At 63.2% G+C, this 15,970-nt stretch carries 20 protein-coding genes; 10 read left to right on the forward strand and 10 right to left on the reverse strand.

Annotated elements, in window-relative coordinates; translation table 11 throughout:
• Positions 1-84 precede the first annotated feature (84 nt).
• Entirely contained in the window at positions 85-1,029 is a 945-nt protein-coding gene (locus FHT98_RS25240; RefSeq protein ID WP_142116026.1) for a recombinase family protein, read from the forward strand.
• Between the two features lie 8 nt (positions 1,030-1,037).
• Here FHT98_RS25240 and repC read toward each other — a convergent pair whose 3' ends face one another.
• The 3 genes from repC to repA form a co-directional block, all read right to left on the reverse strand.
• Positions 1,038-2,357 (reverse strand): plasmid replication protein RepC, encoded by a 1,320-nt coding sequence (gene repC / locus FHT98_RS25245; protein ID WP_142115892.1) that lies wholly within the window; start codon positions 2,355-2,357, stop codon positions 1,038-1,040.
• Between the two features lie 177 nt (positions 2,358-2,534).
• Positions 2,535-3,542, reverse strand: coding sequence for a plasmid partitioning protein RepB (gene repB, locus FHT98_RS25250; protein WP_142115893.1), 1,008 nt, complete (start codon positions 3,540-3,542; stop codon positions 2,535-2,537).
• Positions 3,539-4,753 carry a plasmid partitioning protein RepA gene (repA, locus tag FHT98_RS25255; protein ID WP_142115894.1) on the reverse strand — a complete coding sequence of 405 codons (1,215 nt, stop codon included), beginning with the start codon at positions 4,751-4,753 and terminating at the stop codon, positions 3,539-3,541. Before repA ends, repB begins: the two co-directional genes overlap by 4 nt.
• A gap of 971 nt (positions 4,754-5,724) precedes the next feature.
• Between repA and FHT98_RS25260 the strand changes: the two genes are divergently transcribed.
• The 4 genes from FHT98_RS25260 (at position 5,725) to FHT98_RS25275 (ending at position 8,617) form a co-directional block, all read left to right on the forward strand.
• Positions 5,725-5,964, forward strand: coding sequence for a WGR domain-containing protein (locus tag FHT98_RS25260; RefSeq protein WP_142115895.1), 240 nt, complete (start codon positions 5,725-5,727; stop codon positions 5,962-5,964).
• Positions 5,965-6,577: 613 nt separating this feature from the next.
• On the forward strand, positions 6,578-6,808 hold the full coding sequence (locus tag FHT98_RS25265; RefSeq protein WP_142115896.1) for a hypothetical protein: 231 nt from the start codon (positions 6,578-6,580) through the stop codon (positions 6,806-6,808).
• Between the two features lie 908 nt (positions 6,809-7,716).
• Positions 7,717-8,124, forward strand: a complete 408-nt coding sequence (locus FHT98_RS25270; RefSeq protein ID WP_142115897.1) for a hypothetical protein — start codon at positions 7,717-7,719, stop codon at positions 8,122-8,124.
• 91 nt (positions 8,125-8,215) lie between these two features.
• The gene (locus FHT98_RS25275) at positions 8,216-8,617 is read left to right on the forward strand and encodes a helix-turn-helix domain-containing protein (RefSeq protein WP_142115898.1); all 402 of its coding nucleotides are present in this window, start codon (positions 8,216-8,218) and stop codon (positions 8,615-8,617) included.
• 1 nt (position 8,618) lies between these two features.
• On the opposite strand, the gene FHT98_RS25280 is transcribed toward FHT98_RS25275, so the two are convergent.
• From FHT98_RS25280 to FHT98_RS25300, 5 genes are all read right to left on the reverse strand, one after another.
• Positions 8,619-9,374 carry a transglycosylase SLT domain-containing protein gene (locus FHT98_RS25280; protein WP_142115899.1) on the reverse strand — a complete coding sequence of 252 codons (756 nt, stop codon included), beginning with the start codon at positions 9,372-9,374 and terminating at the stop codon, positions 8,619-8,621.
• Between the two features lie 2 nt (positions 9,375-9,376).
• A complete protein-coding gene (locus tag FHT98_RS25285; protein WP_142115900.1) occupies positions 9,377-9,733 on the reverse strand; it encodes a hypothetical protein in 357 nt (118 codons plus the stop codon).
• 167 nt (positions 9,734-9,900) lie between these two features.
• Positions 9,901-10,485, reverse strand: coding sequence for a hypothetical protein (locus FHT98_RS25290; protein WP_142115901.1), 585 nt, complete (start codon positions 10,483-10,485; stop codon positions 9,901-9,903).
• Positions 10,486-10,651: 166 nt separating this feature from the next.
• Positions 10,652-11,275 (reverse strand): hypothetical protein, encoded by a 624-nt coding sequence (locus FHT98_RS25295; RefSeq protein WP_248309351.1) that lies wholly within the window; start codon positions 11,273-11,275, stop codon positions 10,652-10,654.
• Entirely contained in the window at positions 11,272-11,703 is a 432-nt protein-coding gene (locus FHT98_RS25300; protein WP_248309352.1) for a nuclease, read from the reverse strand. The genes FHT98_RS25295 and FHT98_RS25300 overlap by 4 nt, the downstream gene beginning before the upstream one ends.
• A gap of 451 nt (positions 11,704-12,154) precedes the next feature.
• Here FHT98_RS25300 and FHT98_RS25305 point away from each other — a divergent pair, with 451 nt between their 5' ends.
• On the forward strand, positions 12,155-12,433 hold the full coding sequence (locus FHT98_RS25305) for a hypothetical protein (protein WP_142115903.1): 279 nt from the start codon (positions 12,155-12,157) through the stop codon (positions 12,431-12,433).
• Positions 12,434-12,473: 40 nt separating this feature from the next.
• Here the strand turns inward: FHT98_RS25305 and FHT98_RS25310 are convergent, their stop codons facing one another.
• Positions 12,474-13,205 (reverse strand): thermonuclease family protein, encoded by a 732-nt coding sequence (locus tag FHT98_RS25310; protein WP_142115904.1) that lies wholly within the window; start codon positions 13,203-13,205, stop codon positions 12,474-12,476.
• A gap of 72 nt (positions 13,206-13,277) precedes the next feature.
• Between FHT98_RS25310 and FHT98_RS25315 the strand changes: the two genes are divergently transcribed.
• Positions 13,278-13,586 (forward strand): hypothetical protein, encoded by a 309-nt coding sequence (locus FHT98_RS25315; RefSeq protein WP_142115905.1) that lies wholly within the window; start codon positions 13,278-13,280, stop codon positions 13,584-13,586.
• On the opposite strand, the gene FHT98_RS25320 is transcribed toward FHT98_RS25315, so the two are convergent.
• Positions 13,516-14,118, reverse strand: a complete 603-nt coding sequence (locus FHT98_RS25320) for a thermonuclease family protein (RefSeq protein ID WP_142115906.1) — start codon at positions 14,116-14,118, stop codon at positions 13,516-13,518. The two genes, FHT98_RS25315 and FHT98_RS25320, sit on opposite strands and share 71 nt — an antisense overlap.
• Before the next feature lie 389 nt (positions 14,119-14,507).
• Here FHT98_RS25320 and FHT98_RS25325 point away from each other — a divergent pair, with 389 nt between their 5' ends.
• The 3 genes from FHT98_RS25325 to FHT98_RS25335 are packed head-to-tail and all read left to right on the forward strand — an operon-like array spanning position 14,508 to position 15,968.
• Positions 14,508-15,347, forward strand: a complete 840-nt coding sequence (locus tag FHT98_RS25325; RefSeq protein ID WP_248309353.1) for a lytic transglycosylase domain-containing protein — start codon at positions 14,508-14,510, stop codon at positions 15,345-15,347.
• A gap of 14 nt (positions 15,348-15,361) precedes the next feature.
• Positions 15,362-15,670 carry a TrbC/VirB2 family type IV secretion system protein gene (locus FHT98_RS25330; RefSeq protein WP_142115907.1) on the forward strand — a complete coding sequence of 103 codons (309 nt, stop codon included), beginning with the start codon at positions 15,362-15,364 and terminating at the stop codon, positions 15,668-15,670.
• Positions 15,671-15,674: 4 nt separating this feature from the next.
• Positions 15,675-15,968 (forward strand): VirB3 family type IV secretion system protein, encoded by a 294-nt coding sequence (locus FHT98_RS25335; protein ID WP_142115908.1) that lies wholly within the window; start codon positions 15,675-15,677, stop codon positions 15,966-15,968.
• Positions 15,969-15,970: the final 2 nt, after the last annotated feature.

Below are 15,970 nucleotides of genomic sequence, written 5' to 3' on the forward strand. Positions count from 1 at the left end.
GCTACTCCGCGGTCACAAACGTTCGGTTATCCTTATCCTCTGCATTTGGAAAAGCGCCACTCGGCGTTCTCTCAGGCGCTCCAAATGGCCCGCGACACCCAGAATCGAGCTTCCCGTCGACCACAGGGCCGCCTGATCGGCTATGCACGCGTCTCGTCCGACGAGCAGACGACGGAAGCGCAGGAGATCGAGCTGCGCTCGGCCGGCTGCGATCTTCTCGTCCAGGAGCACGGTTCCGGCGCTTCGCGTGCCCGCCCGGCTCTGGCGAAGCTGCTGCGGGAGATCGGCGCCGGCGACACGCTCATCGTCGTCCGGCTCGACCGTCTGGCGCGCTCCGTCAGTCATCTGCTCGACGTGATCGAGGATCTGACGGAGAAGGGCGCGCATTTTCGCTCGCTGCGCGATCCGATCGACACGACGACACCGCAGGGCATGTTTTCTCTGCAGGTCCTCGGCGCCGTGGCGCAGCTCGAACGCGCCCTCATCTCCGAGCGGACCAAGGCCGGCATCAAAGCTGCGAAGGCCAAGGGCCGGCTTCCCGGAAATCCCGGCATTCGCGAGCGCCGACCAGAGATGCTGGCGAAGATGACCGCGGCTCAGAAAGCGGCCTATGGCGATCGGGTTCAGGCGACGGCGAGCCAATGGCTGCCGACAGTCAGGCGGATGCGGCCCGATCACAGCTGGGACGATATCACCCGCGTGCTCAAGCAGCGCGGCCTCGACTGGACACCCGAGCGATTGCGGCGCGCTGTCAACTGGCTGGTCAGCGAGCACATGGCCGATCGGGCTCTCCTGCAGAAATCGCCTCCGCGCCTCCCGGAGGATCGCCTGGTGACGCTGGTCGCCGGCATCCACGTATCGAACCCGACCCTGACGCTGCGCGAGATCGCAAGCCAGCTCGAGCGGTTGCATGAGCGGACGCCGCGCGGCGGTTCGAAATGGTCGCCGTCCTCGGTGAAGAACCTGATCGATCGCGCCCGCCGATCCGGTTTGATCGCCAGCGACGATGACACCGCCGCACAAGGATAGCCCGGTCATCAGCGCGGCCGCGGCTTGTTCAAGCTCTTCAGGAGCGCCTCCGAGGCCTGGATGCGGGGTGCGTCGACGGCAGCGCCGCCCTCAGCAGGACTTCCGCCATTGCCCGTGGCCTTCTGCGCATCGAGCCTGGCTCGCAGCAGCGCCATGACCATAGGCCAGGTCGAGAATTTGTCCTCCTTCGCCCGGTCGGTCAGGCTGCGCAGATAACCGCCCGCATTGTTGATCTGATCGGCGCGCTGATAGATCGCCGCCAGGGTGATCGCGGCATGCTGCTCGCCGAGGATGTCACGCGCGTCCCGCCAGGCGCTGGGACTGATCCCGAGTGACGGCCGCGCGAGTTCCGCAGCAGCCAGGAAATCGCGCCAATGTCGGATTTCGCCGCCTTGCGCCAGATCCCGCAGGTTCGGGCAGGCATCGAGCACGATCCCCAAAGGCAGTTCCCGCTTCGGCAGGCTCCGCACGTTGTCGGTTTCCGCGACGATGCCAGCCGCTTCTTCCCCTTCTGGAAAGCCGCCTTCAGATTCAGTTAGAGGGTCTGGTTTTGAATTCTGTATGTGGCGACCAGAATGGGACTCATTGGCATCCGGATTCTGAGCTTTTGCAAATGATTCCAGCACGCCACGGATCTGGGTACAGAGCTCCTGCAGCTCAGCGCAGATGGCTTCCACGAGCTGCCTGGGAGCCGTACGCGGCAACCGACCGATGATCGCCTGATAGGTCTGCTGCACCCTGCCCCAGTTTCCCGGAACCCGCTCCTGGATGCCGGCGTCGATCATCTTGACAATATCCCGGCGCAGCAACGTGAGCCGCTCCTTCGCCACGCGAAAGGCCTTCTTCTCGGTCTGAACCGTCTCAGCCAGGTCCTTGAACTCTTCAGCACGCGCGACGATCGGCGAGAGGTCGAAGCCATAGGCCTGCTCGATCTCCCCTCCCCTGCCCTTGCGCGCGAAGCGCTTGCCGTTCGGGCTGTCGCGGCGAACGATCAGGCCGCGCTCGACGAGCACCGCGATGTGCCGCCGCAGCGTTGTCGCCGACATACCATTGGCCCGGGCAATCAATTGCTCGTTCGACGGCCAGACGACGAGCTCGGCATCGCCGGTGAGCGCCGTTTCCGGGTGGAAGGTCAGCAGCGCGTTGAAGATCGCAAGAGAGCGATCCGTCGCGCCGAGGAGTTCCCGCGCCACGCGGATGTCCTGGAAGACCTTCCATTTATGGACGACGGCATCCTTGGGCATCGTTCGCGCTGTGACCTGATTTGCGATCAAGCCAAGCGTCATTGGTCGCCGCCCAAAGGGCGTCGTCGAGATGTGCGCTTCCATGTTCCTTCACCTGTGTTCAGGCAAAAGAAATCCGCTCGCCGAAACGGCGCAGTCCCTCACGGGACTCTTGACTGCGATTCGCGGAAGTGCGATTCTCTGCTTGCTTAAGGACTGAGAAGGGCTTCCGGACGCTGTTTCGGGGGCCTTTTTCTTTTGCGGCCTATGATGATCGTGCGGCTATCCGTTCGGCGTCTCCTTTCTCTCTTCGAACTGGCGGAAGAGTTCCGGGAGCCGCGATGCGACGAATTCCCCGAACTCCAATGATCCCTGCGCATCGACGACGACAGCGAGTTTTGTGCTGGTTCGTTCGACGGTGGCGATCTTCTGGCCGGCGTCGGCCTTGACAATTACCTTGTTCGTTTTGGCAGCGGGCTTGCGCGGCGCCAGCGCGTTGAACAGGCGCACGAAGCGCTGATCGGTGTCAGCTTCCACAAACTTTGGATCGGCTATGGCATCGTCCAGTCGCGCATTATTCTTGAGCGCGGCGATGCGCTCGGCGAGCTCGGTCCAACGCGGCCGTCCGGCCTTGGGCGCAGGGCCGATCGCGACGATGACACTCTTGGGAATGGACTTCGTCAGGGAGAGCAGTCGCGAGAGTTGCGTCTTTTCCATGCTGAGCGCCGACATGATCACGGCGCGATCGAACCCCTGCTCCTCGAGCGTCACGGCGAACAGGCCGCGCTCGACATAGCTCAGATCCTTGCGGGCCGAATTCTCCTGCCCCTGGATCACGACGAGTTCTTCGTCGGTCAGGTTCTGTACGACCGCCCGAACGGGCCGGCCGAGTTTAGCAAGAATCTTCGCGCGACGATGCCCATAAGCGATCTGGTAGTGGTCGGCTTTATCCGGATGGGGCCGAACCAGAATCGGGCTCTTCTGGCCGGAGTCCTTGATCGCTTGATAGAGCGTGGTAAATTCGGCCCCCTCGTCCTCCAGGCGATCCTGCGCGAACGATCCGAGCACCTTGTCGGCGGGAATTTCCACCACGGCAGCGCCCGATGCCACCAGAGCCTTTGCTCGCTCGGCAGCGCTCGCGATCTGGCCTAGGGACCGCCCCATTGCGCCGACCGCGCCCGAGCGGACGTGCGAGATCGGCTGCGGAGCCGGTTCCGACTCCGAGTTGCCATCTGGCAACTCTTCGGTCCGGCGCGTCAGCATTGCCTTCAGCGTGTCCTTGCGGCTCATGATGAACGCTCCCACGCCTGCTCGATCAGGCGCTCGATTTCTCCGTTGACGGCGTCGAGCGATTCGACAGCGCGATCGTAAGTTTGCTTTGAAAAGTTCTCCCGGCCGACCTCATACAGGGTCTGTTTCGACAGGCCAGCATCGGAGATCGCAGTCGATTTCACCATCGCGCTGTTCAAAACCCGATCCCTGAAGAGTGAGCGCATGAAAGCGACCATCTGGGTCTGAGGCGCATCAGCCGGCTCGAACCGAGTGACGACATAACGGATGAAGTCATAGTCCAGATCTCCACCGGAGTTCTGGACAACTCGCAGGATATCGGACGCCATCTGCAGGAACTGACACATCGACATGACGTCGAGCATTTGCGGGTGGACGGTGATGAGAAGTCCGGTTGCGGCGCACAGCGCTCCCAGCGTCAGGAAGCCAAGCTGGGGGGGGCAATCGAGAATCATCACATCGTAGTCATCGGCAACGGTGCCCAAGGCCGTGGCGACGCGACCGAAGAACGGCTCGGCGTCCCGTTCGGCGAGCGCCCGCGGAGTGTCGTGCTCATATTCCATCAGTTCGAGGTTTCCCGGAATCAGGTCCAAGCCGGGAAAATAGGTCTTGCGGATCACATCCCTGAGTGGGAGGCGGTCGTCGTCGTAGCGCACGGCGGCATACATAGTCTGGTTCGGCTGAATGTCGTATTCGGGCTGATAGCCGTGGAGCGCGGTGAGGGAGGCTTGCGGATCGAGATCGACCGCGAGCACCCGATAGCCGTGGAGTGCAAGATACTGGGCAAGGTGCGCCGCCGTCGTCGTCTTGCCGGATCCGCCCTTGAAATTGACCACAGCCATGACCTGGCAATGTTCGTTGCCTCGGCGGCGGGGAACGTAGCGCTTTCCCTTCGAACCTACCTCGAGGGCGACGCGCAGCTCGTTGATCTGATCGAGCGTGTAGGAGCGTCGGCCGCCGGCGCCTGTCGTCGGCTGCGGCCCCTTGCCGCCGAGCGAAAGCTGGCGCAGATATGCGTCTGCAATCCCGATCAGCTTCGCGGTCTCAAGCGAGGAGAACGAGCGCAGCGATTTCTTGGAGACGGGCGGGAAGAGAGCCTCGCGCATCGCCAGCAACTCGTTCGACAGCGATGCGCCGTCCCCAGCGATGACATCAGTCATCAACGGCTTGGAGTTCGTCGCAATCGTCTTTGCGCTACGTGCTTTCTCCATAACTACGCGATCTTCTCCAACTACGGCAGTTTATCGTAGGCAGAATTGCGCCGAGTCGCCCGAATTGGCAAGCAGTTTAAGGTTAACGAGGATTTGCCTTTGTGGCACCGACTCGAGTTGCCAGCTGGCAACTCGAGTCGGACCATTCTGTCGACCCGCATAACAGTGCGATTCTCCCGGCTACGCCAAGCCGAGAGCGAAGCCGGACTCTCGCGCCAGCGATCGCAACGCCGGAGCCGGAACGCACAGGCTAGACTAGGACGTCTGTGAATCTTTCCGGCCCGCCCAGGGCGAACGGCAGCAAGCCGAGAGCGCGCCCCGCCGGAAGGCGCCTCCTTTCCATCGTTCCGCAAAGTCCCAGAGGAACTGCGCGCCCCCCGTAGTCCGCCCCTCGACGATCGCCTGGAGGACCTTCTGTCCTGCCCCGTGGAGGAGCCGGCCCCTCTGCGCACTGCCGCTGCGGCTGAAGAACACGGTGGTTCCCATCCACGTGCCCGCACGGCTCTTGGGCGACTGGCGTGCGGCTGGGACAAAGCGCGCTATTCTGGGGCGTCGAAAATCCTACGAGGGTTTGGTGCCGGCAATTATGGCCGCACTCCTTGACCTGATGGCCTGTGGCGTATGCAACAGGTTCCTCCGGACCGAGCCTTTCATGTGATATCGTGCGACCTCTGCCGGCGGCTCCGCACGTTCGACCGAATACCTGATCCAGTTCACCAACCATACCGAAGCAGAGAGGAACGCCGCCGCATCGTCTTTCGTGATCTGACAGACGAACTCGGATTCGTTCCGACAGAGGAGGGGATTGTGCTCCTCGCAAAGGAACCCGGCCGTGCCAATAAGCGCTTAACGTCGCCGTTGTTCGCCCATCATGAATGTGAATCGATGGTTCCCTATCGATTCAAGCAATCAATTGGACCCACCCGAAAGCGCATGGGAAGTTTCGGTCAGCGCAACATCGCGGGACCGTCATGTCTCTTCTCCACATCCTCCTCGAACGGATCGACCCATCGCAGAACATGGCGCGCTACTATGTGCTGTCGATCGAACCGACGCTGTTCGGCGATAGCGCCCTGGTTCGCGAGTGGGGACGTATAGGCTCATCCCGCCAGCGACGTAGCGAATTCTTCCCGCAGCCGAGCGACGCCCATCTCGCGCTCGACACTTGGCTGAGGCGCAAGCGCCGTCGCGGCTATCAGCCGCGAGCGTAGATTCGCCTGAATCCACAGCAGGGCAGGGGGCATTCGGCTCGCAATGGTCATTTATGACCATACCAGCAAACGTTCCGGTGTGGTGCACTGTGCGATCTGTCCGCAGCTCAGGAGCATCGCGACGCTTATGATCTTTCCGGGACCGGACGTTAGCATCCGATGACGCCGCCGCCGCTCTCCGCGAGCCATGGCGGTTCAGCTAAACGGGAAGAACCTCGCCGGCGCCCAAACGCTCTGCTGGACCCAGGACATCCCCGCCATACTGCAAGATCGAATGGTTGTGGTCCGCCTTATCCACCGACTTGCCGTCACCCCCTCCCATGGTCATCTCGTAGTAGAGCGCGGCCGAAGAGCAGCGTGTCGGGTGGAGAGCGTCGGTGCTGTTGAGCCATCGTTTCACGGGTGTGTGGATTCGCACGGGCATTGTCGCCCTGTTGTTCGGAGCCATGGTGTTACCGTTGGTGTTTGCGCGCTGACGTTTTCTGGGCAGCCCCGCCCAAGCGAGCATCGGCGCGCGTAAAAGCGCTGCCCAACAATCGGCTTGGTGCCCCCGTGACGGTGTTTCCCAATTGAAATCGACGGGGAGTGCTTTCCCTGTCGCACTGCATTCGCTATGCCGCAGGCCGCAATCAGCGGCGAGGACATTGTGTATCAGGTAAAAGCCTTCACGCGGGCATCCAAGGACAGCAAGCGCGCCGCGACGGCAAGCGAAGCTCTTCGGCTCTTTCGCGAGATGCAGGCCGGCTCCGGCGTGACTTCCTGCGCCGTCTTCCAGAAAGGCGTGCTCGTCAGCCAGTCGGAACTTGAGCGGGCAGCCAATCGCGAGCAGAACCTGCGCGCCTGAGACGCTGAGTCATCATGACTTGGTCATGCGCAATGCGCATAACGAACCTCTGTAATGCTGCATTGCAGAATGAACAGCAGAGGTCGATATCAGCGCCACGGTTGTTCTGAACGGGCTCCGCCACCTCCTCCCGGCGTCGGTCCCGTTTCAGCCGTTCCCCTCTGAGATATTCGGCGTGTCGCCGAGTGTTTCAAACTTTCAAGGCCGGCTCCCGAGAGGGACGCCGGCCATTTTTTCGGATCTACCTCGCCGTCATCGCTTCGCTGCGGTTGCGTGCACTCTAAGCGTCCCGAGACGATCAACCGCCAGCACCCGGACAGAGCACAGCACCATCGCCCTAAAAGCCCAAGAAAAAGGGCCGCGTGGGCCCTTGGAAGTTACCTGAAAACCAGGTTCGGGGAGGTGTGGAAAGGGTCTCGCTTTCCGCCAGGTCAGACTAGCGGAACGCGATGGCGGCGCAAGTGCCCCGCCGTCCGTCTCAGTTCAAACGACTCGGCGGAGTACGTCAACGAATAAGCCCAATGAGTAACAGGTCCCGCGTGTCCGAACTCGCATTGGCATGATATTTTCGTTACCGAGGACCGTGCTGTCCGCCTGTTCAATTCTGAGACAACCTGATGATCCCGTGGTCGAGAATGGACCTTCGTGCGTGTCTTTCAGAAGCGGGAATTGGCACCTTTTGGAACGCGATATCATGATGGTCGGCGTGCGGCGTGGAGCGCCAAGGACCAGGCCGGCGGGATGGTCCCTGCTGTTTTTGTTAAAATGCTGGACATCACACAGCTTTCGAGTCATTCGCGCTGTGCTGCTGTCCCTGAGCAAGGTGCCTCGAGCATGTGGCTGAGGAAAACGCCCGAGTATCGAATCCTGGCCGAAACCCACGCCCTTAGCCGCGATTGGAAACGGTTATGAGGAAAGGGTCGCCTTCGGGTGCAAAGATTTACAAGAAGCGCGAGCGCGACGACGATCCGTGGCTGTCCTCGGTCCTCGCCTTGCGCCTGCGGCAGATCGAGCGCACATATCCTAGCCACGACGAGTTCGTGAAAGCATCGCGGCTTTCACGCAGCACCCTGCTCTTATTCCGCTATGGCCGCGGCAACCCCTCCCTTAAAACCTTGACCACGCTGGCGAATAGCTTCGGCGTTTCGGTTTGGAGCCTGCTCGGAATCCGCGAGGAGAGTGTGAAGGGCGACGTCGAGTCCTTCGGGCTCCCATATGACGGCATTTTCGAGCAGCTGAACAAAGAAATAGGTGCAGAAGCACCGGCCCCTCAGCCCACCCGGAAGCAAGAAACGGACAGCAAGAGGCGCCGCTGACGCACACTAATTGCGCGAACTCCACCGTTTCGTCTCGACTCGGCTCGTTCCACGGGTTAATTTATTGAGCCTGATCGCAAGTCGAGGCTCTATGACGATGCCTGGGAGAAAGCCTGCCGATACGACCGATAGGTGGCTAAATAGTGTGCTTGCATTGCGGCTTCGGCAGATTGAGCGCTCTTTTCCCAGCTATTCGGCCTTTGCCGAGAAGTCCGGGATTTCACGTCGGACGTTAGCGCTGCTGCGCAATGGAAAAGGGAATCCAAGCTTCGCGACATTGCTCACACTGGCGGCTTCGTATGAGGTTTCTGTTTGGAGCCTCCTCGGCATTCGCGCCGAAACGGTCAGCAGTGGGGTGGAGTCGTATGGGTTCTCGACCGACGAGGTCGAGAACCTCTTGATGCACGAGCACTCGAACAAGCTCTTCAGGGACGATCAGGAAGGTCAGCTGCCCGAGCGCTACGTCTCGAAAATCGAACCGCCTGACAACTAGATTAGCCGGGCGTGACCAGACTACTCAGCGGGTACGTGGCCATCTGCGATCCGACGACGATGTCGGTCGCTGCGGGTGGCGGCGCGATCGCCGCGAGCTGCGCGCCGCCGGCGGATGATCCCGGCCCTCCCGCAACCTGGCTCGGGCTCGAGCCGGGCGTTGGGAAATCACCCGGGCCGAGGCAGGCCGCCGGGTTGCCATTGCACCCTTGGGGAATCGAGGCTGTCTGGAGTCCTGCCACTCGACGGGTCACGTCGTTGGTCCAGTTGCGCCTCTGGTGCTCGGTGCTGCCATTGTACCGATCCGCCAGGCACCGGATGTTGTCATCGCCTCCGCAGGACCGGATGGCGTCCCTCAAGGTCGCCATGCCACCGCGGATGTTGTCGGAGAGGCCATCGCGATTCATGCCGTATCCTCGCGCCGTGCCTTGCGTGAGCTGCATCGGGCCGCGGACGCCGCTGAACGATCCGGCGCAGGCTGACATCGCGCCCTCATGAGCCGACACGGCCAGCGCCAGGCGCGGATTGACGCCATATTCATTGGCTGCTTGAACGATCATCCCGGCATTGTTGGGGTTACGATTGATGATGTCCTGCGTGCTGCCGTATTCCGGCAAGCCGAAGCCGCTCGGGCAGAGATCGGCGAGCTTCGTCTTCTGGCCGAGATCGCATGAGTTCGCATCTGACGTATAGGCGTTCTGCGCCGTAGAGGATGTAGAGACCACAAGGGCCAGACAGAGCACGACAAGGGCGTGCATCGTCAGAGATCCTTGCAGTAATTGTAGACGATGCCGTTGACGCGCAGCGACTGCTTCGTCAGCGGCTCGATCTTCAGCTTGACGCGCTCCTGCTCGGAGGGAGTGTCGTTCTCATGGCAGGTCGACTCATAGGTCGCGCTGCGCTCGTCGGCCGAAACGATCTTGCAGGTGCTTTTCGGCGGCGAGATGCCATTGGCATCGAGACGCAGCAGGCCGGCTTCGATGTATTCCGTACAGGTGTACTGCGCCGCGACATAGGTTCCGCGCGGCAGCGAGGGAAAGACCGGCTGCTGGGCCTGACCGGGATCGGGCAGCGTGACGGTGCCGATCGAGAGAGCGAATGCAGCGAGCGTCGTCATGGCGAACCTCCGAGAACCTGAGGCCACGGCCCGGCCGCGGAGCGGCGCTGCGGTCAAGGCCGCGCGCAGCGCGCCCGCAGGGTTGCCTTGACCGCAAGGCGACGAGCCGCGGCACAGTGGACACTCAGGTTCGGTTCGGCTCGACGACGATCGCATGATGAACCTCCTCAGGATCGGGGAATGGGCACGCGGAACTGGCACTCGTCCGCGGCCTGGCCCTGGAAGACGATGCCGGCGCGGATCGTGCGGCTCTCGATGTCGTAGGCGGCGAGCGCCGCGTTGCGCACCATGTCAGGCGCAGTGCCGCCCTGGCTCGCCGTATATTCGATGAAGCAGCCTCTGCCGGCATCGGCAACGCGCGACTGCCCGTTCTCGTAGATCACGAGCCGCATTGGGCAGCTCTTCAGGGTCGCATGGGCTGCATCCCTGCGCAGGACCGTGCAGGCTGTGACCGTATGCAGCACCGAAAGAACGACCACCCGTTCCGGGCTCCGGATCACGACATGGCTCTCGGAGGCCGGGGCGTTCGCCACCAGGAAGCGCCTGTCGCCTCTGGTCTTGTAGGCGTCATTGTTGCGCCTGAGCTCGTCGGCCCAGAGCGAAGCATAGGGGAGGGCGGTTTCGCCCGGGAGCTGCAGATCGGCATAGACGACCGGCCGCCATTTGCCCGGCTCCGTCGACGGCAACTGCGCCAGGCCCGGAGGCGACGAGAACAGCGCGGCGCCCAGCGCCATAGTCGATCGCGCGATCATGGCCTCCCTCACAACTCGTTATTGCTTAATATATTGAGCCATCGATTGTCGAGCCGGAATGAAGGCTTGGTTGGGTGAGGGGAGGGCGCTGGCCTCTCCGAGAGCCGTTCGAACCCGATGCGGTACTGTCCTGGGCGGGCGCCTCGATGGTGAAAGCGACTGGGGATCAGTAGCGATCCTGCCAGGGTAACCAACCGGAACTCTTGGGCGGAGAGGGCTCGTTCTCGACCCATGGCACCGGCTTGTAGCCGGGCCGGGGATCCTGAAGCCGCCAGGCATCCTGCCAGTAGTAGAAATTGAGCGGGACGCGCGCCAGAACAGCGCCATCTGCGGCAAGGAGATCAGAGGCGCAGACGACGACGGGGCCGCGATGGGTCCGAACGCGGCCGGTCACGCCGTCCAGGGCGCCCGGCCGACAGGCGAACAAACGAACACGATGGGCAAGGGCGTCGGGGAGGGCGACGGGCAGGGCGATGGCCTCGACGCCTTCCTTGGTGACGAGGGTTCGGATCGGAACCGTTCCCCAGAGCGAGCGTCGGAGCGCGGCGTTGGCCTGATTCTCCGTGGGGTAGCCGATACGCTCGGTCATGATGGGCGGAAAACGTTCGTAGCCGGAGCCGTATTCCTGTCCGCCTCGGTGGACCTGCTCCGGGGCGAGATAGGCACTGGTGGCAGGCAACAAGACCGGAGCATCGTTGACGGGCTGGGACGCGCAGCCGGCCAGCGCGACGGCCGCAGCCGCAATCCCAATCAGCAAGACAGAGCGGTGCATGGCGATCGGATCCGTCACGGCTTTTTCGGAGGGCCGGCTTGCTGCCGGAACGTCCACGGCATCTGAAATGAACTCGCCCAGATGCCGCGATAGGCAGCGCGCGCATCCTTCTCGATCTGGGCGTAGGTCGGAATCAGCCGGTCCTCGGGGGAGGGGAGGGTGATCGCGTGGCCGAGCTTGAGCATCTCGGCCGCGAGATCCGGAATCTCGCCGGTCGCGCACCGTCCGAGCTTCGGGGTCTCGCTCTGCCGGATCGGAGTGCAGGCCACCCACCGGTTGAGGGTGACGTTGACGAGCCAGGCGGTCGCGACGACCCCGCAGGGCCATGTCTGCTTGCCGAGGACCGCGGTTTGGTTGGGATCGCAGGCGTCGACGCCGTAGAGGCGATAGAGCTGCCTGGTTTCAACATCGCGAAAGGTCGTGCTCGTCACGACTTCGACGCGCATCGGAACCGTCGCGGTTGTCGACTGCGGCGCGTAGAGATCTGGCGACTGCGGAGCCGCAGGCGCGCTCGTCGGCGCCCCTGGTGTTTGCGCGAATGAAGATCCCGTCGCGAGGAGTAGGGGGGCAAGGCAACTGGTCAGAACGCGAAGCCATCGCCTCATCCAAACTGATCTCCGTTCCGCGCGTGGGCAACTCTTGCCAGTCGCGGGTTGCGCTGATGCCGAACGGGCCAACGCCGCCGGGAGGGCAGGGGCGCAGCGCCGCTGATGACAAGGGGCAGAATGCCAATTCCCACGCCCCTGATGGGCCGAGAATATTGCTTAAAGCATCCGGCCGCGTTAGATCAATATATTAAGCGAGACGGGAAACAGGCCTGCCGCGCAGGAGTGAGACGGAACAGAGGGGACGAGACGAAAGCGTCCCACAATTCCGTCAAACTGCGAGTGGTATCAGATGGATAAGCGTTGGCACCCGCACACCTACAATGAGATGAACCAGCAGGGATTCCGGTCCGGGGGCGCTCCGAACTTCGACGGAATCCTCGGATCTCTGCTGCTGCTCTTTCTGTTCGCCAGCGGCATCGGCATCGCCGCCGACACCATCGAGCGCTGGATGCCGGGCCTTGGATATGTCTTCGCTTTCTCCGTGTTGGGACTCATCACCTTGGCGCTCCTGCGCCGGGGCGTTCGCCTCATGAAAGCGTTGATCATGGGTTTCAGGGATCGAAATTAGGCGGCGAAGGCAGCGAGCCAACCCGCGACCGCTTCGCGCGTTACCAGCGCGCCGCGCGACAACCCGCCTTCTCGGCGTCCGCCGGCGTGCAGAACCATCGCTTTCGATCCGACCCGTTCATGTGCACCGCGTCGTAAAAGCGCTGACCTGGTTGGTGGTAGATGCAGGAGCCATCCACCTTGAAGTTTCCCTTGATCGCACACGCGCCAGCGGGGGCTCCAGCCTCCGAGAGCGAGTTGAGGAGGAGCTTCTGCGCACCGGCCGGAACACTGACGGCGCCATGGATCACGGTGCTGGTACTGCGGGAGCGCCAGTCCCACGGGGCGATGAAGGCGCCGCTCCAGAGCCCGCGTCGGGCGGCGCGAGCCGCTTTCTCGTCTTCGACATAATTGGAGGAATAGCGGATGAAGGCGAGCGCCCACCCTTGTGCGACCATCCAGCGTCCGACGTCCTGTCCTTCGATCTGGCAGCGCGCGACGTGTCGGCCGTACTGGTCGACATCGACGCTCTTGCAAGACCATGACCGCCGGGCACCGAACGACAACAGCGCGTTTCGGGCGTCGGCGCCACAGCTGGAGCGCTGGGCCGCTGCGTCGAGGCAAAGCTGCTCCATCTCCGGCGCGTCGATCCCAAAAATCCGAACGCGCTGGTCGCCGATCTCGACGGTGTCACCGTCGAGGATCTTTGGAACGCCCCGGGTGTCGGCGGCAACTGCGATCGAGGTCAGGAGGAGACTGACAATCACCGTGGTTGCGGACTTGGTGAAGGTCATCGGTTGGCCTCTGACATCGGCTTATGAAGCGCCTCAAGCGAGAGCGCGAAGCATAGGGGAAGGAGGAACGCTTTGCTGACGCGATTCGCGATCGATCCACGATTGGGCATCATCGTGGCGACGATCCTGATCCTCACCTTCGGTGGTTTCCGGCTAATCGTGAACTGGGACGAGGCGACGCTGTGGCGCGACCCCGGTCTGTTCGCCATGCTGTTCATCGGCGGGCTCTCCGGTCTGGCGCTTGCGCTCGGCTTCCTGATGCACCGACGTGCCGAGACGCTCACAGGGGACCGCGGGAACCGGCCACCCGTCATCGAGCTGGAGGCTGAGCGGGGAGGGGAGCGCCCGCAGTTGCGGCGGCACCGGTGCGAATCTGCCTGAGGATGATGGCGTTCGGGTCCGGCATGTCGGGAAACTGCCAGAGGCCGAGACGCTCCTTCCGGGCGACGGCCTGGGCGATCAAATAGGGCTCGTGGACCGCTGCGCCCACCGGGCTGACGGCGGCAAAAGCCCATCCGCTGGAGATCAGCGCCGTGCCAAGATCGATCCGCGAGCCGGCGCCCGCGCCCTGGCTGGGCTGCGCGACGCAGATCACGAATCGCGTCTTCGAGGCAGCCTGCCACCCCGCCGAATAGCAGAGCGGATTAAGGTCGCGGACGAGCGCGACGAGCATGGTCAGGCTCGCCTCGCCGCAATCGATCCGGGCGCCACTGCCATTGGTGAAGCTGGTGCCCCGCAGGCAGGCCTGGACGCCGTAGAGCCGATGAGTTTCGCCGGCATAGGTCCAGGTGTCGCCGGTCGTGAAAACGGCGCCCTTCGGGACGGCAAACCACGGATCGGGCTTGCCAGGCTCTTGTGCTCCCGCGGCTCCGGCGAGAAAAGCGGCGAGGATCAGGCCAGCACTGCGGATCACGGTGCGGCGGACTTGCCGAGCGGGACGCGGGTCCTGCCGCTCTGGCCCGAAATGTCGATGGATTCGCTCGCCGTGTCGGGCTGCGCCGATATGTTGGCTTCCGGACATTGCGGCCAGGGACGGCCCTTCGCGACGATTGCGAAGGCCGCCTGGACGGGTGGGACGCAATGGGGAACGGACGCCCATCCTTGCGGGTTCAACATGCAGAGAAGGACGGTGCAGCCGAAGGTATCCGCTCGAGCGGCCGCCGGCGAAAGAGCCGCGAGCGTCAGCAGAACAGCGGCCAACGCGAGACAGTTTCGGGACCTCATCCAACCGCTCCGTGATTTTTGGTTGCCTGCGTCTCGCTCAATATATTAAGCGTATAGCATGATGCGGAGCAAATCGACATGAGCGCCCGACGCCGAACGGCGCTGGCAGGGATCACGCTTCTGGCTGCAGCAGGCGCCTCGCAGGCCCAGCAATCCTACGTGAACCAACCCGCTCCGGCCAAGCGCCAGGAGCGTCTACCGGCGCCGGCCGAACGCCCTGCGGTCAGGTCTGCCTCAGTCGACCCAAACGGGCGGATCGTACCGGGAAACGCCGGTCAGGCCGGGCCCGTGCAGCGAGTCGGGGAGGGCGCTCGCGCCGCGCCGGATCTCGCGAAGCGCATGGCCTCGTCCTGCGCAGAGACCGCGCCTCTCAGCCTGGAGGAGGCGAGGCGTGTCGTGGAGACAACGGCGCGCGAAGAGCAATTCATGCCGGAATTCGTGCTGTCGGTCGCGCAGGCCGAAAGCCGTTTCAACTCGACGAGCTTCTCGGCGAAGGGCGCCTATGGGCTGATGCAGCTCATGCCGGCGACCGCCCAAGCCTTCGGCGTCGACATCTGCGATCCAAAGGACAACGTGCGCGGCGGCATCGCATACCTCCGCGAGCTGACGGCGAAATACCGTAATCCGGTCTATGTGCTCGCCGCCTACAACGCCGGCGAGCCGGCCGTCCTCGAAGCGGGCGGTGTGCCGCCGATCGCTGAGACCGTCGGCTTCGTCGCCGCGGTGCTGAATGACTTCTATCAGTGGCCGGCCCTTAGCAGCCGCGTCGACGCCTTCGCGCCCGCGCCCAGGCGCGGACGCAACGACTCTGCCGGCGAACCCACGGGAAGCGTGCCGAGAACGGCTCTGCCGGCGCGTCCTGGTGCGCGCCGGCAGGCCGAGGGTTGGCAGGGCGGCTTCGTCCAGAATTTCGATTGAAGGAGAGAAAGACCATGAGGCTTGAGGGCTGGATCGAACGGATCGCATTGGCAAGCGCTGTCACGGTGACACTGGCGGCCCCGGCTCTGGCACAGAGCGGCGGCCAGCTTCAACCTGTCCAGAGTACGCTGCAGACGCTCGTCAACACGCTGACCGGACCAATCGCGACGTCGCTTGCGGTCCTCGCGGTCATCGCCTGCGGCCTCATGGCCTTCGTTGCCCGCCTGACCTGGGGTTTCGCCGGATCCGTGATCTTCGGCATCGTCCTGGTGTTCGGATCGGCCCAGATCGTCCAGTTCTTCCAGTCGGCCGTCGGCAGGTGACGCGATGACCGACGATCTCGACCAGCCGCTGATCACGCCGTTGGTGAAAGGCCTGACCCGGCCGCCGAGCCTTCTCGGCGTGCCCTATCAGTTCTTCATGCTGATCGGCGTCGTCTCATCCGTCATCTTTCTCGTCACCAAGAACCTCCTGATGCTGCTGACCATCCTGCCGCTCTATGCGATCGGTCGGATCATGATCGTGCGCGATCCGGCGATCTTCGAGATCATGCTGATCCGCGGCCGGAAGATCCCGCCCCGAAGCAAGGGGTTCTGGGGCGCCACGAGCTACCGGGTCTAGCC

The sequence above is a fragment of the Allobosea sp. AK1 genome (assembly GCF_006714945.1).
GTDB classification, from domain to species: domain Bacteria; phylum Pseudomonadota; class Alphaproteobacteria; order Rhizobiales; family Beijerinckiaceae; genus Allobosea; species Allobosea robiniae.

What these genes read in the sequence shown, in the direction of transcription:
- repA (WP_142115894.1), bottom strand. Translation starts at nt 4,753, where the DNA reads ATGGAGAAAGCACGTAGCGCAAAGACGATTGCGACGAACTCCAAGCCG.
- FHT98_RS25265 (WP_142115896.1), top strand. Translation starts at nt 6,578, where the DNA reads ATGCCGCAGGCCGCAATCAGCGGCGAGGACATTGTGTATCAGGTAAAA.
- FHT98_RS25335 (WP_142115908.1), top strand. Translation starts at nt 15,675, where the DNA reads ATGACCGACGATCTCGACCAGCCGCTGATCACGCCGTTGGTGAAAGGC.
- FHT98_RS25260 (WP_142115895.1), top strand. Translation starts at nt 5,725, where the DNA reads ATGTCTCTTCTCCACATCCTCCTCGAACGGATCGACCCATCGCAGAAC.
- FHT98_RS25280 (WP_142115899.1), bottom strand. Translation starts at nt 9,374, where the DNA reads ATGCACGCCCTTGTCGTGCTCTGTCTGGCCCTTGTGGTCTCTACATCC.
- FHT98_RS25300 (WP_248309352.1), bottom strand. Translation starts at nt 11,703, where the DNA reads ATGCGCGTCGAAGTCGTGACGAGCACGACCTTTCGCGATGTTGAAACC.
- FHT98_RS25270 (WP_142115897.1), top strand. Translation starts at nt 7,717, where the DNA reads ATGAGGAAAGGGTCGCCTTCGGGTGCAAAGATTTACAAGAAGCGCGAG.
- FHT98_RS25330 (WP_142115907.1), top strand. Translation starts at nt 15,362, where the DNA reads ATGAGGCTTGAGGGCTGGATCGAACGGATCGCATTGGCAAGCGCTGTC.
- FHT98_RS25285 (WP_142115900.1), bottom strand. Translation starts at nt 9,733, where the DNA reads ATGACGACGCTCGCTGCATTCGCTCTCTCGATCGGCACCGTCACGCTG.
- FHT98_RS25240 (WP_142116026.1), top strand. Translation starts at nt 85, where the DNA reads ATGGCCCGCGACACCCAGAATCGAGCTTCCCGTCGACCACAGGGCCGC.
- FHT98_RS25305 (WP_142115903.1), top strand. Translation starts at nt 12,155, where the DNA reads ATGGATAAGCGTTGGCACCCGCACACCTACAATGAGATGAACCAGCAG.
- FHT98_RS25310 (WP_142115904.1), bottom strand. Translation starts at nt 13,205, where the DNA reads ATGACCTTCACCAAGTCCGCAACCACGGTGATTGTCAGTCTCCTCCTG.
- FHT98_RS25275 (WP_142115898.1), top strand. Translation starts at nt 8,216, where the DNA reads ATGACGATGCCTGGGAGAAAGCCTGCCGATACGACCGATAGGTGGCTA.
- repB (WP_142115893.1), bottom strand. Translation starts at nt 3,542, where the DNA reads ATGAGCCGCAAGGACACGCTGAAGGCAATGCTGACGCGCCGGACCGAA.
- FHT98_RS25325 (WP_248309353.1), top strand. Translation starts at nt 14,508, where the DNA reads ATGAGCGCCCGACGCCGAACGGCGCTGGCAGGGATCACGCTTCTGGCT.
- FHT98_RS25290 (WP_142115901.1), bottom strand. Translation starts at nt 10,485, where the DNA reads ATGATCGCGCGATCGACTATGGCGCTGGGCGCCGCGCTGTTCTCGTCG.
- repC (WP_142115892.1), bottom strand. Translation starts at nt 2,357, where the DNA reads ATGGAAGCGCACATCTCGACGACGCCCTTTGGGCGGCGACCAATGACG.